This window comes from Actinophytocola sediminis (assembly GCF_054779715.1).
The window spans coordinates 107934-121451 of the sequence record NZ_BAAGXS010000028.1 but is presented as its reverse complement, the minus strand read 5'-3'; the positions used below and the strand labels follow the sequence as shown (position 1 = coordinate 121451).

The window sequence follows — 13518 nt, the reverse complement described above, 5'->3', positions numbered from 1 at the left end:
CGACGGTTCCGGCGGGGCTCTCCGGTGACCGCACCGACCGTTCGGTGCGGTCAGCGCGGGCTCACTCCAGGGTCGGCAGCGGTGGCGGGGTCGCCGCCGGCTCACGTTCCAGCGCTTCCATGGCGAGCCGGATGGCCGTGTCCAGTTGGGGGTCCCGGCCGGTGACGTGGTCCTGCGGGGTCAGCTGGACCTCGACGTCCGGGTCGACGCCGTGATTTTCCACACCCCAGCCGGGGCCGCGCAGCCAAGTCGCGTACTTCGGCTGGGTCACCAGCGTGCCGTCGACCAGGTGGTAGCGCATGTCGATGCCGATCACCCCGCCCCAGGTGCGCACGCCGACCACCGGGCCGATGCCCAGCGCCCTGATCGCCGCGTTGACGATGTCGCCGTCCGAGCCGGAGAACTCGTTGGCCACCGCCACCACCGGACCGCGCGGGGCGTCGCCGGGGTAGCTCTCCGGCCGCCGCCCGTCCCGGCTGACCTGCCAGCCGATGATCTTGCGGCCGAGTTTCTCCACCACCAGCTGGGACAGGTGGCCGCCCCGGTTCTCCCGGACGTCGACCACCAGCGCCTCCCGGCGGACCTCGACCCGCAGATCACGGTGCAACTGCGCCCACCCGTTGGCGACCATGTCCGGCACGTGCAGGTAGCCGACGCGCCCGCCGCTCACCTCGTGCACATGCCGGCGCCTGCCGATCACCCAGTCGTGGTAGCGCAACGTCATGTCGTCCAACAGCGGCACCACCACCACGCTGCGCCGCGCGCCGCCGTTGGCCGGGCCGATGGTCAGCTCGACCGGCTTGCCCGCGGTGCCGGCGAGCAGCGCGGACGGACCGTGCTCGGCGGTGACCGGCCGGCCGTCGACGGCCAGGATCGCGTCGCCGTCGCGGACCGCGACGCCGGGCGCGCGCAGCGGCGAGCGCGCCCTCGGGTCGGAGGTCTCGCCGGGCAGCACCCTGGCGATGCGCCAGCGACCGTCCTCGTCCCTGGTCAGGTCGGCGCCGAGCAGGCCGACCCGGCGCGCGGACTCGATCCCGTGGCCAGGTGGGGTGACGTAGGCGTGCGAGGTGCCGAGCTCGCCCTGCACCTCCCACAGCAGGTCGACCAGCTCGTCGTGCGACCCGATCGTGTCGACCAGCGGGCGGTACCGGTCGCGCACCGCCGGCCAGTCGACGCCACCCATGTCCGCGCGCCAGAAATGGTCGCGCATCAGCCGCCACGCCTCGTCGAACGACTGGCGCCACTCCGCGCCGGGGTCGACCTGGACGCGCACCCGGCTGAGGTCCACCCGCACGTCGTCGGCGCTGTCGGCGTCGCCGTCGGACTTGCGGTCGGCCGGCTGCACCCGCAGGGTCCGCCCGTCGCGCACCACGAGCCGCTCGCCGTCGCCGGTGGCCCAGATCTCGTCGACGCCGTCGGCCAGCTGTTCCAGCTTGCGCTTGGTGAAGTCGAAGCGTTCCAGCACCGGGCGCGCGTCGTCGTCGGACACGTCCAGGTCGTCGTCGCCGAGCACGCCGGCCAGCGGTGTGCGCAGCCACACCAGGCCGCCCTTGACCGCCAGCAGCGAGTAGTACCGCGCGGCCGGCACCGGGACCGGCACCACCCGGTCGGCCATCCCGTCGAGGTCGACCTCGGTGCGCGGCGCGGCGTCGCCGTCGTTCTTGGCGCCGTCCTTCTTGTCCCCGCCCTTGTCGTCGTCGCCGTCGTCGGTGACCGGGCGGCCGCGCAACTGCGGGGAGAACGGCGACGGCGTGGTCGCGGCCAGCGGCACCAGGTGCGGGCGCGAGCCGTTGGGGAAGGCCATGTCGAACACGTGCACGTCGTAGACCGGATCGAAGCTGCGCGCGGACAGGAACGCGAGGTGCTTGCCGTCGACGGTGAACACCGGATCGGAGTCGACGAACCTGACCGGCGTGATGTCCACAATGGACAGATCGGTGACGCTGGCCATCCGGATGTTGCGCAGCGGATGGGGCCCGGGGTGGGACCAGGCAAGCCAACTGGAGTCCGGCGAGAACGCCAGGTCCTCCAGCTCGCCCTCGTCGCTGCTGGCGACCTCGCGCAGGTCGCCGCTCTCGGCGTCGACCAGCAGCAGCCGGCCGTCGTGGGTGGCGACCGCGATCCGCCGCCCGTTCGGCGCGGCGGCCAACGCGGCCACCCGGCCCAGCTGCCCGACGCCGATCCGCCGCGGCGGCGCGCCGTCCGCGGCGCCGTCGACCGGCGCGATCTCCAGCGACTCCTCCCCCTCGGCGTCGGTGACCCAGACGACGTCGTCACCCAGGGTGCGTGGCATCCGGGCGCGCACGCCGGGGGCCGAGGACAGGGTGCGCGCCGGGCCGTCGCGATGGGTCAGCCAGTGGACGGTGCCGCGGACCTCGACCGCGCTGCCGCGCCCGGTCTGGTCCGGGCCGACGTCGCCAAGCGAGCTCCCCGGATACACCGGGTGGGGCGCGCGGGCGTCCCGGGGGCCGCCGAGCCGGATGTCCAGCTCGCGCGGCGCGGTGCCCTCCGCCAGGTCGTCGACCAGCCAGAGCCGGCCGGCACGGTGGAAGATCACCCTGGCGCCGTCGGTGGTGGCGTTGCGGGCGTAGAAGCCGCTCGGCTCGTCGACCGGGTGGCGGCGCAGCTGCGACCCGTCCGGCAGGCAGGAGTACAGGTCGGCGACGCCGTCGTGGTCGGACAGGAACGCGATCCGGTCGCCGACCCACATCGGCGAGGCGATGTTGCCGGCGAGGTCGGGCAGGAAGCGGGCGAACTCCCCGTCGCCGTCCGCGTCCAGCCACAGTTTGCCGGCGGTGCCGCCGCGATAGCGCTTCCACCACGCGGGCTCGCGGGAGATCGCGCCAAGCAGCACGACCGCGCCGCCCGACCCGAACGCCAGCCCGCCGACCGGGCCGTAGGGCAGGCGGCGGGTGCCGCTGCCGTCGACGGCGATCGCGTGCGCCCAGGTGCGTCGGATGGAGTGCTGGCCGGTGGTGCTGCTGGCGACCACCTCGCCGTCCGGGGTCCAGCCGATGACCTCGGTGTTGACATCGCCCCAGTGGGTCAGCCGGCGGCTCTGGCCGCCACCGGTCGGCGCGACGTGCACCTCCGGCTCGACGTCACGCCAACTGGTCCAGGCCAGGGTGCTCCCGTCCGGGGAGATGCGGGGCGAGCTGACGGCTGCCTGGCCGGCGGTCACCCGCCAGGCGCGGCCACCGTCGAGCGGTGCGAGCCACACGTCGTCCTCGGCGACGAAGGTCACCAGCTCACCGTGGAGGTGGGGAAAGCGGAGGTAGTCGGTCACATGGCCACGTTAGCCACCTTGACCGACAGCGCGCGGCCAGAAGCTGCGCCACGCGTCGTGGTCCATGGCCGTCGGCTCGATGCCGGCCCTCTTGGCCGCCCGTTCGGCTGCCCGGATGTCCTCGGTGAAGCGCCGGGCGACGGCACGCAGCTCGCTCTCCGGGTCGGCGCCGGCGAGCTTGGCCGATGCCGCCAGGCCGAACAACCGCGAGCCGGGGTCGGCCGCGCTGGGCAGCAGGTCAGCGGGCAGGCCGGCGCGGGTGGCGCGCGCGACCAGCTTGGCCGCGAGTGCCAGCGCCGGCTGGCCGGTCGCCACGCCGTCGACGCTGGATTCCCGGCGTTTCTCCTGCTGTTTGAGCTCCTCCCAGCGGTGTTCCTGGGAGGTCGCGTCGTGCACCGCGGGGTCACCGCCGGCGAACACGTGTGGGTGACGGCCGACGAGCTTGGCCACCAGCCCGGTGGCCACATCGTCGATGTCGAACGGCTGGTCAACGTGCTCGGTGGCGACCCTGGCGTGGAACAGCACCTGCAGCAACACGTCGCCGAGTTCCTCACGCAGCGCGACCCGGTCGCCGTCCTCGATCGCCTCAAGGAGTTCGAAACATTCCTCGACCAGGTACTGACGCAGCGAGTCGTGGGTCTGCTCGGCGTCCCACGGGCAGCCGCCGGGCGAGCGCAACCGGTCCATCACCGCGACCGCGTCCACCAGCGCGGTGCCCGCCGGCCGAGGCACGCGGATCACCGAAGCACCGCCGGCCACCAGCGCGACCGCGCCCGGATCGTCGAGATCCCCGACGAGCAACACAACCGAGGTCTCCTCGGCCAGCGCGGCCGGCGGGACCGGCAGCTCGACACCGAGGTCCTTGCTCGCATACACCGAGGCGCCGGCGCGGACCAGCGGTAACGCGGCGAGCGGGAGTACGTCCGGGCGGGTGGGATCGACCAGTACGACGGCCGTCCCGGAGGTCACGGCTTGGCGTGGTCGGCCGGCAGGAGGACCGAACCGGACACGTCCGCCTCGAGCTTGGGCACGACCTTGACCATGGCGTCGTTCCAGACGCCGTAGCGCGGGCTGATCTCCAGGTCGGCGGTCATCGCCGCCTCCCGCAGGGCGAACAGGCCCAGCGCCGGCAGCTGCTCGGCCTGGACCGACGACGGGTCGAAGCTGGGGTCGATCTGGTCGGCGACCTCGCGGTCGAGCAGCTGCACGACCTGGAAGCCGCCCCCGCCCTGCTGCTCGTCCTGGCCGGAGGGCAGGACGAAGACGCTGCCCAGCGGGGCGCTGAGGTAGACCGCGTCCACGGTCGGGCCGCTCGGCTGGTCGAGGCGGGGTTCGGCGGTGTCGCCGCCGGCCTCGGTCATCAGCTCGCCGGCCTGGTCGGGCGCGGCGGCGATCCGCTCGGCGAGTTCCTTGGCCTTGTCGCCGTCGGTGAGCGTGACCAGGTTGTAGGTGATCGAGGTGCGGCCGAGGTACTTCTCGGTGAGCTGGCCGAGCAGGACCTGGTCGGTCGCGTACTCGTTGGCATCGCGGGCACGGAACACCAGCTGCTGGACGAGAGCCTCCGGCGGGACGCTGCCGTCGGTCGGGAGCTCCTGGTCGAGCGGGTTGCCGGCGAGGAACGCGGCGACCTGGTCGGGCCCGGCGGAGAGATTCTCCTCCTCGGCGACGTCGTCGACCAGCTCGTGCACGACGAGCTGGCTGACCGCCTCGCGGGCGACCAGGTCCAGCTTGCGCTCCTTGGCCAGCGACTTGGCGGCGGGCTGCTCACGCACGACCTTGTCGACCAGCGCCTGCACCTCGTCGACCGAGATCGACCGGCCGTCGATGATCACAGCGGAGTTGACCTGACCCGGTCCGGAACCGCACGAGGTCAGCGTCGCGACCATGGCGACCAGGGCGACGATCAGGCCGGGCGTGCGCAGCGTGGCAGTCCTCACGACTGGTTAGCCTCTCACAGCGCCTCAACCATCATCGGCGCACCCAGCGGTACCAGTGCCGCACCGTGCCGCGATGCCCTGAATGAGGCATTGACGACGCTCAACGTCCTGAATGGGGCATTCAGGACCCTTACCCAGGCCAGGCAACAACGGTGCAGGTCAGGCCCACCGATCTGGTCGATCTCGGACGCTCACCGTCCGAGACGCGACGAACACGCACCGTCCTCGTCGCAGGACTCGTCGCCGGTGACGCACAGGCAGCATCGGCAGCTGGGTTCCCACACGAGTTCCAGCGGGGTGACGATGCTGAACCGTTGGCGCGCGGTCTCCACGGACTTGTGCACGCCGAACATGGTCCGCCCGTCGGGACCGCGCCGGAAGGTGACGACATCTCGGCCGGAAGGCAGGTCGATGTCGAGGCCGTAAGCGAAGACCTGGTCGTGGTCGGCCGCACTGACCAGGGCGAACGGGGTCGCGGTCACAGTTGTGCTCCAGTGGGTGTGTTCGTGATCTCGCTGGCGAGCCAGTCGTAGAGCGCGACGGCGTCGAGTGTCTCCGCCGAGCCGGGTTCGAGTACGTGGTCGAGGCGGCAGTCGTGGGGAACCGGCCCGGCGAGCACGGTGATCGTCAGGTCGTCGCGTTCGGGGGCGCGGCCGGTGGTCACGACGTGTAGTTCGTCGCCCGTGCGCCAGGTCCAGGTGGTGGCGTTCGCCAGCGTGCGTTGCCAGACAACGATTCCCGCCGCGAGCACGACCGGTTCCGCTGCGCGCAACTCCACCAGGACCTGGCCGTCACCCACGATGCGGATCGACGACATGTCCGCACGGATCGGGTAGTTGACGAACAACTCGCGTAGCGAGGTCAGGGCATCGAGGTGGTGCGGTGATCCGCATTCCGTGTAGGTCATTTCCATTGCCCACGATCTCCGTGTTGTTCGGTGAGCTCAGCGCCGTGGACCAGCACACAGATCACGCAGAGCACGGCGCGTTCCCCGTCGGTCAGTTGGGCGTTCGGCGCCGAGTGCTCACACAACGCCTCCGAGAACGCCTCCCCGAATTCGTGGAACGCATGCCGCCGCTCGTCATAAGCCGACTGCCGCCACACCACACTCGGCCCGGGGCTACCCATGACGCACCGCCCGACAGGTGGCCCGCTGCTGGCAACTGGCACACCGTTCGCGATGTCGACTCACCTTGTCCTGCCACAACACAGACCAGTAACCCACCGGCGGCCCGATCACGGCCCCGACAAACCCGGCAACAACCGACGTGACGACGTAATCAGCCAGGGTCATCGCGTTGTCCCGGCGAGCAGAACAACCACAGCGCATTCGGCCAGTGGCAGATGTCGCCAAGAAAACACGTCGCCGTAAGCCGCGATCGCCCGCCTGAGCTTGTTATCCATGCCATGAGCATCGGCACGAAACCGAACGCGTTGGGGTACAACAACACCCGATCGTCGAGGGGTACGAAGTGTCCCCCGTCAGACAGGTTGGATACCGAGCCTGCTGGCCATTTCCCGGGCATCGTCGCGCACCGTGGTGCCACCGTGCTCTGTCAGGTTGAGCAGGGCGTCACGGGTCCATGGGTCGAATCTGATCGTCTCCGGTGCTTCCTTTTCGGCGCGGTGCAGGAAATGCACCGCCGCGACCGGCTCCTGCTGCAGGTAGAACGCCCGCCCGATCTGGATCAGGTGACGCGACCGGCGGGTCGACGACGGGATGATGCTCAGGTCGAGCCGGTCAGCCCACGAGGTCGCCTCGCCGGATTTCATCAGGTCGTTGAGGATGTCGATCGCGTATCCGTCGACGATGCCCCGCCCGAACATCAGCCAGGGATGCACGTAGTTGTCACCGAGCATCGTCGCGGCATAGTCCGCGTGGTCCCAGTAGTGCCACGCGTCGCCTTCCCGACCCATCTTGGCGTGGGACAACGCGATGGCGAGATGCAGCAGACCCCACAGCGCACGATCCTCCGCGCTGCGTTCGAGGTCGAGGAGGCTGATCGCGTCGAGCGCGAGCCGCACGCGTGCCTCGGCGGCCTGCCCCGCGTCGCGGAAAATGTGGTTGAGATACCACACGGCGGCCGCCATGGCGTGTGGGTCGTCGGCGTCCTGCGCCGCGGTCATCGCTCGGTCGCCGGTCAACCACACCTGTTCTGCCGCAGGCTGTTGGGACAGGTACAGCTGCGTGAGGTGGTACGACTGGGCTTCGGCAGCCAGGGCTTGGCGACGTTCAGGCCCCTCGGTCCGGCGGATGGCGAGACGGGCGTCCGCCAGGACTGTGGGCAGCAGGCTGGCGATCGCGGTCCGGTGGCGTCGCGTTCCGTGCCACAACTCCCACAGTTGCCGAACCCTGCCGGTGAGGTCGGCGACATCGACCGGACCATCGCCGGTCACCATCGGATAGGTCACGAGTGCGTCCGCGATCTCGGACAGTTGTTCGTGCGCCGACTTGGTGTAGGAGGCGGTGGTCAGCCGCTGATCGCCGGTCAACTCCGCCAGGTCCGCCACACCGAGGACTTCGGCCATCCGCAACAACAGTGGGAGTCGCGGCGTTTGCAGGCGCCCGTTCTCCAGGGCTTTCACCCAATCTGACGAACGACCAACCAGTGCGCCAAGCACTGGCCGGGACATCCCCGCACGATTGCGAAGCCGCTTGAGCCTGACGCCAAACGGCACGGTGTTCTGGTCATTGTTGGCCACAGCGGCCACCACCCATCGTCGCCGAGTGACCTCTTCGCGGCCCCTGGCAAAGAGGTACGGCGTCGAGGGTACCCGCCTACGCCCGCTGACCTCGGCTTAGCAGGTTTATGTCGTGGTCTGGTAGGACGGTCTGGTGGCCGTTGAAGCCGAGTTGACCGCCGCCCTCGACCGGCCCGAGCAGGTGTGCGCCGAACTCGCCCGCCGTTCCGACCCGGAACGGAGCGTGTACGCCGACGTCTACTACGACCGCCAGGACCAGAGCATGTATCCCGCCGGTTACGAACTCCGCGTTCGCACTATCACCACTGGCGGCGCCACGCACGCTGTCCTGACCTACAAAGAACCAGCGGTCGACGGCTCCGGGTCCAAGCCGGAACACGAAACCGAACTGGCCGACCCAGCAGTTCTACACAGGATTTTCCAGGGCCTCGGCCTGGTCGAGTTCATCTCGTTCCGCAAGCACTGCGACAACTACCGCTTCATCTCTGATGGGCGCGAGATTCTGGCCACCGTCGTGCAGATCCCGGAACTCGCCGGCCGAACTTTCCTGGAACTCGAGACGATGGTCGACGCGGACGACCTACCCGACGCCCTGACCACGCTACGCGCCGTACGCGGCGAGTTGGGCGTGACCGAGGGAGAGTTGACCACGGAGTCCTATACCGACCAGGTAGCCGCACGGAGAGCCGAGTTGGACCGATAGGTAATAGCGACGACGAAGGCGTTACAGGCGGCCAAAGTGAGGAGACTGGCCGCTTGTCGTCGTTGGTCTACAGATCATCGGTGTCAGTGGCTGGCGGGCAAGTGAATCACGCCAGGTCGTAGAGCAGGCGGTAGTAGGCGATGCGTTCCTGGTCGGGGTCGATCCCGTACGCGTCGTACAGGATGCCGTCGAAGCCGGGACCGTAGTCCCAGCCGAGACTCCACGTCGCGACCGCCAGATCGGCCCACCTGTCGGCCACCCCGAGCGAACCCAGGTCGACGTGCGCGGCGAAGGTGCCGTCGTCGTGCAGCAGGGTGTTCGGCGTGCAGGCGTCTCCGTGGCAGACCACGAGACGGTCGATCGCGGGCGGTTCACCGAGCCGGGCCCTGGCCTCGGTGAGCCCGAGATGCTGGTGCTCGGGGGACCAGTCGGCCGGTCCCTCGCCGTCGGTGACGCGCTCGTCGGCGCGTACGAGCCGCCGCTCGACGCTCCAGTCGAACGGGCACCGGTCCGTCGGCAGGGTGTCGTGGAGCAGGCGCAGTCCGTGGCCGATCGCGGCCGCCGCGACAGCGGGCTCGGCCTGCCATCGGGGCTCCACCGCCGACCGGCCGGGGACGGCCGCGGTGATCAGCCACGCGCCCTCGGCATCGGTGCCGTGGTCGAGTACCAATGGGACGCGCGCCCAGCGCTGTGCCCAGGTGAGGCGCTCGGCTTCGCCGGGCAGGTCGATCTCTGGGGTCCCGGCAGCGACCCACTTGACATATCTGGCGCCGTCGCCCCCGTCCAGGCGGAAGGTCAGGCCGCCGAGTTCGTTGCGCCACACGGGGGTGATGACGGCATCACCGGCGAGCGCCACGACGATGTCGGGGACGGGCACCGGCCCGGCCGGAACCTCGGAGATGACGGGACGACTGCTCACAAGATCATGATCCTGACAGGGGTCGGCCCACCGGCCAATCGATTTCCAGTGCGTGCGTGTCCACCTTGACTGTGCCGCGACGGCACAGTGTGGAGTGCTGATCGGCAGGACCAAATTACGTCGGGGAGCGTGCACACATGGATCGAAAACGAAGTGTTGGGGGTGTGACCCTGGTGGCCATCCTCGGCCTCACCGGGGCGTTGGCCGGAGTACCCACCGTGGCCGCCGCGCAGGGCGACCCGCCCACGACGCAGATGCAGTGGGGCGCGTGCCCCGAGGACGTTCCGGCCGACCCGCCGCAGTTGCAGTGCGCCACCGTGCCGGTGCCGCTGGACTACGGCGATCCCGACAGCCCGCGGATCGAGATCATGATCTCCCGCCTCGCCAGCAAGAACCCGGACCAGCGCCGCGGCGTGCTGTTGCTGAACCCGGGCGGCCCGGGCGGGTCAGGGCTGGCGTTGTCCAAACAGCTGGTCTCCCTCGGCATCCCGGACAGCGTCCTGGACAGCTACGACCTGATCGGCATGGACACCCGTGGCGTCGGCCACTCGGCACCGGTGAGCTGCGGGTTCACCGCTGATCAGGAGTACTACAGCAACATCCCGACGTACGCGGCCGACGACGCGGCGGTCGCCGAGCGGGCGACGCTGGTCAGAGGGGTCGCCGAGCAGTGCGCGGCCAACGACACCGAGGGACGCCTGCCCCACCTGACGACCGCGAACATGGCCCGTGACCTCGACCGGATCCGGGCCGCGCTCGGCGAGGAGCAGGCCAGCTTCCTCGGGTTGTCCTACGGCACCGCACTGGGGGCCGCGTATGCCTCGATGTTCCCCGAGCGCGCCGACCGGATCGTGCTCGACAGCAACATCGGCGACACCCACCTGGACCAGGACGGGATGCGCCGGTACGCCCTTGGCATGGAGGACACGTTCCCGGACTTCGCGAACTGGGCCGCCGCCCGGCATGACAGCTACGGCCTCGGCCACACGTCGAAGGAGGTGCGCGAGACCTACCTGACCCTCGCCGAGCGGCTGGACGAGACCCCGGTGGACGGGGTCGACGGCAGCATCTTCCGGCTTTCCACTTTCGTGACGCTCTACCGGGAAGCGTCCTACGGCGCGTCGGCGCAGCTCTGGCAGTCGCTGCTTAATTCCGAGGCGCCCGCAGGCAATCAGCCGGCGAGCGCGGCGGCGCCCTCGCCGAGTGACAACAGCTTGTCGGTCTTCCTCGCGGTGACCTGCAACGATGTCGAATGGCCGGAGGATGTCAAGAGCTACCAGCGGGCCGTCGCCGAGGATCGCGAGCGGTACCCGCTCTTCGGTGCGGCCACGGCCAACATCACGCCGTGCGCCTACTGGCCGTGGGCGCCGGCCGAGCCGCCGGTGGCGGTCGACGATGACGGGCCGACCAACGTGCTGATCGTGCAGAACCAGCGTGATCCGGTCACTCCGCTGCGCGGCGGCGAACTGCTCGACGAGAAGTTCGGCGAACGGTCCCGGCTGGTGAGCGTCGACGGGAGCGGGCACGGGGCCTACGTCTTCGGCGACAACCCCTGTGCGTTGAACGTGACCACGAACTACCTGGTCGACGGCACGATGCCCAAGCGGGACCGGACCTGTGAGGCGGCCAGGACTTCCGGGTGAGAAACGAGCTGTGAGGGGTGGGGCGGCACGGTCGCCCCACCCCTCGGGCTTCAGCCGACCTGACCGACGGCGGATGGCCGGCGGCGCCCTCGGCTATGGTGAAGCCATGGGTTGCTCCGCTGCCATGAATACCCGGACCGTCGCTTAGCGGCGGTACCGAGGTCGCCGCGACCTCATCGCCTGCCCTACCGGGGCAGTGCCAGAACGTACCGCCGGATCAGTGTCCTGCCGGCAGCCATGTGCTGCCGGGTCATCCTGCCTGATCAGGGGATTCATGTCTCAGTCGCAGCGTTTCGGTTCGCCGGGCGAAGAACCATTTCCAGGACCCGTCGTCCCGCAGGACCCGCGGATCGCCACCCTGATCCTGATGGTCGGGCTCCCCGCGGCCGGCAAAACCACCCGTGCCAAGGAGTTCGCGGCAGCGCACCAGGCGCTGCGGCTGACCCCGGATCACTGGATGATCCCGCTGTTCGGGGATTCGATGGCCGACGGCAAGCGCTGGGTGCTCGAAGGCCGGCTCATCTCAGTCGCTCTTCAGGCGCTGCGACTGGGGATCAGCGTCGTGCTCGACTTCGGGCTCTGGAGCCGCGACGAACGGTCGGCACTGCGCTGGCTGGCCCGCTCGGCCGGGGCAGCGTGTCAGGTGGTCTACCTGCCCGTGGACAAGAACGTCCAACTCGCCCGCATCGCACACCGCGAGCGAACGACACCGCACCAGACCTTCCCGATGAGCGAGGCCGACGTGGACGCGTGGCGGGAGCAGTTCCAGGTTCCTGACGCCGCCGAACTCAACGGCGGGGAGATCCCCGCCCCACCAGCAGGGTGGCCGGACTGGCCAGAGTGGGCAGCAGACCGCTGGCCCTCATGCACCGACAGCTAACCCAACGGGCGTAGATCAGGCCGCTGGCGAAGGCCCGTTCCTCGACCAGGTCGAGGTCCAGGCGTACGCCGTCAGGGAAGAAGCGCTTGCCGCCGCCGACCACGCTCGTGGTGATTCGGCGCGCAGGCGGGGTCGAGGGCGGCCAGCAGAGATGCGGGACTGCGGTAGCGCTGCTGGCCGGACTGATCGCCAGGATTCACTGGATCACTCCCAGGGCGCGTTCGATGCGCAGAGCTGCTCGTTCACCGTGCTCGTCGGATCGGGCACGTAGCCGGCGCGCCGCGCTCAGACCGCGTTCCAACGCGTCGGAGACCGCGGTGTCCAACTGTTCCTGACTGAAGTCACCGGCGGCGACGTCAAGCAGGGTGCGCTCGACCGTGGTGACCCGGAAGTCGGGGCGTTCCTCGATGTCCTGTGGTGGTAGCGAGGTCTTGTGCAGGATCACGGCCGGATCGTCGGCTCGGAAATCGACGGGGACCGTCAGATGGATCTTCGTCGGGTTGACGTCGCTGATGTCGTGCACGGTTAGCGCTGACTCGTGGGAGACAATCGCGCGGTCCCCGCTCCAGAGCCGCCACAGCACATATCTGTCGCTGTCCGCGACGGGCCAGTCCGGTATCCGGAACAGCCCGCGATCAATCCTCGTCCAGTTGCCACGATCCACGTGGTACTTCTGCGCCTGGTAAGAGTACCCGACATCGCGCGCCTGGCGGGCGGTGAAGTAGCCGCCCTGGCGCATGGCGACCGCGTTGAGCGCTCGCCGGAGGTCAGCCGGGTTGACAGCCACGAACAGAGACTACTCCCGCCAAACTCAATCTGCGATGTAGTTTGACGCGATCGCACTGCGTGAAACTACATCTCCCATGTAGTTTCACGCAGCGAAGGCTGCTCAGCGGGTTCGGTAGCGGGCGTAGATCAGGCCGCTGGCGAAGGCCCGTTCCTCGACCAGGTCGAGGTCCAGGCGTACGCCGTCAGGGAAGAAGCGCTTGCCGCCGCCGACCACGCTCGTGGTGATGAACAGGTGGTACTCGTCCACCAGGCCGGCCGCGATCGCCTGGGCCGCGAGGTTCGGGCCGTCGACGGTGAGGTCGGCCTCCGCCTCGGCCTTGAGCTTGCGCACCGCCTCCGGATCGAACGTCCGCTCGATCCTGGTCTTCGCGCTGGACACCGACTCCAGGGTCGTGGAGTACACGACCTTCTCCGCGGCCTGCCAGTCGCTGGCGTACTGCAGGATGTGCGGCGGCTGGTCTGGCTCGGCGTGTGCGGTCTCCCAGTACACCATCGTCTCGTACATCCGGCGGCCGTAAAGGTACGTGCCGACCGGGCGGAACAGGTCGTTGACGAAGCTGTGCACCTCCTGGTCGTCGGCGCCGGTGCCGAGGCCGCCTTCCGCCGCCTCGGCGTAGCCGTCGAGGGAGGTGATCATCGAGTAGATGAGCTTCGCCAT

General features: G+C 69.6%; 12 protein-coding genes. 3 read left to right on the top strand and 9 right to left on the bottom strand.

Annotation, left to right across the window (positions count from 1 at the left end):
- Positions 1-61 precede the first annotated feature (61 nt).
- The 6 genes from ACYVIP_RS18280 to ACYVIP_RS18255 all read right to left on the bottom strand — a co-directional run bounded on the left by ACYVIP_RS18280 (position 62) and on the right by ACYVIP_RS18255 (position 7926).
- Entirely contained in the window at positions 62-3286 is a 3225-nt protein-coding gene (locus ACYVIP_RS18280; RefSeq protein WP_460397754.1) for a S41 family peptidase, read from the bottom strand.
- 9 nt (positions 3287-3295) lie between these two features.
- Positions 3296-4255, bottom strand: a complete 960-nt coding sequence (locus tag ACYVIP_RS18275) for a nucleoside triphosphate pyrophosphohydrolase (protein ID WP_460397752.1) — start codon at positions 4253-4255, stop codon at positions 3296-3298.
- Positions 4252-5223, bottom strand: coding sequence for a SurA N-terminal domain-containing protein (locus ACYVIP_RS18270; RefSeq protein WP_460397750.1), 972 nt, complete (start codon positions 5221-5223; stop codon positions 4252-4254). Before ACYVIP_RS18270 ends, ACYVIP_RS18275 begins: the two co-directional genes overlap by 4 nt.
- 191 nt (positions 5224-5414) lie before the next feature.
- Positions 5415-5705, bottom strand: a complete 291-nt coding sequence (locus tag ACYVIP_RS18265) for a hypothetical protein (protein ID WP_460397748.1) — start codon at positions 5703-5705, stop codon at positions 5415-5417.
- Entirely contained in the window at positions 5702-6130 is a 429-nt protein-coding gene (locus ACYVIP_RS18260) for a hypothetical protein (RefSeq protein ID WP_460397746.1), read from the bottom strand. Before ACYVIP_RS18260 ends, ACYVIP_RS18265 begins: the two co-directional genes overlap by 4 nt.
- A 575-nt stretch (positions 6131-6705) precedes the next feature.
- Positions 6706-7926 carry a helix-turn-helix domain-containing protein gene (locus tag ACYVIP_RS18255; protein ID WP_460397744.1) on the bottom strand — a complete coding sequence of 407 codons (1221 nt, stop codon included), beginning with the start codon at positions 7924-7926 and terminating at the stop codon, positions 6706-6708.
- 151 nt (positions 7927-8077) lie between these two features.
- Between ACYVIP_RS18255 and ACYVIP_RS18250 the strand changes: the two genes are divergently transcribed.
- Positions 8078-8629, top strand: a complete 552-nt coding sequence (locus ACYVIP_RS18250) for a class IV adenylate cyclase (RefSeq protein ID WP_460397742.1) — start codon at positions 8078-8080, stop codon at positions 8627-8629.
- 106 nt (positions 8630-8735) lie between these two features.
- Here the strand turns inward: ACYVIP_RS18250 and ACYVIP_RS18245 are convergent, their stop codons facing one another.
- Positions 8736-9548, bottom strand: a complete 813-nt coding sequence (locus ACYVIP_RS18245) for a phosphotransferase (RefSeq protein WP_460397740.1) — start codon at positions 9546-9548, stop codon at positions 8736-8738.
- A gap of 164 nt (positions 9549-9712) precedes the next feature.
- Between ACYVIP_RS18245 and ACYVIP_RS18240 the strand changes: the two genes are divergently transcribed.
- Together ACYVIP_RS18240 and ACYVIP_RS18235 are read left to right on the top strand one after the other, a co-directional pair.
- Entirely contained in the window at positions 9713-11191 is a 1479-nt protein-coding gene (locus tag ACYVIP_RS18240; protein WP_460397738.1) for an alpha/beta hydrolase, read from the top strand.
- Between the two features lie 367 nt (positions 11192-11558).
- Positions 11559-12071, top strand: a complete 513-nt coding sequence (locus ACYVIP_RS18235) for an AAA family ATPase (protein WP_460397736.1) — start codon at positions 11559-11561, stop codon at positions 12069-12071.
- A gap of 196 nt (positions 12072-12267) precedes the next feature.
- Here ACYVIP_RS18235 and ACYVIP_RS18230 read toward each other — a convergent pair whose 3' ends face one another.
- Both ACYVIP_RS18230 and ACYVIP_RS18225 read right to left on the bottom strand, forming a co-directional pair.
- Entirely contained in the window at positions 12268-12858 is a 591-nt protein-coding gene (locus ACYVIP_RS18230; protein ID WP_460397734.1) for a type IV toxin-antitoxin system AbiEi family antitoxin domain-containing protein, read from the bottom strand.
- A 102-nt stretch (positions 12859-12960) separates the two neighbouring features.
- Entirely contained in the window at positions 12961-13518 is a 558-nt protein-coding gene (locus ACYVIP_RS18225) for a dihydrofolate reductase family protein (RefSeq protein WP_460397732.1), read from the bottom strand.

Coding starts and splice junctions, on each gene's coding strand:
- ACYVIP_RS18260 (WP_460397746.1), bottom strand. CDS start 6,130: ATGACCTACACGGAATGCGGATCACCGCACCACCTCGATGCCCTGACC.
- ACYVIP_RS18235 (WP_460397736.1), top strand. CDS start 11,559: ATGGTCGGGCTCCCCGCGGCCGGCAAAACCACCCGTGCCAAGGAGTTC.
- ACYVIP_RS18225 (WP_460397732.1), bottom strand. CDS start 13,518: ATGGCGAAGCTCATCTACTCGATGATCACCTCCCTCGACGGCTACGCC.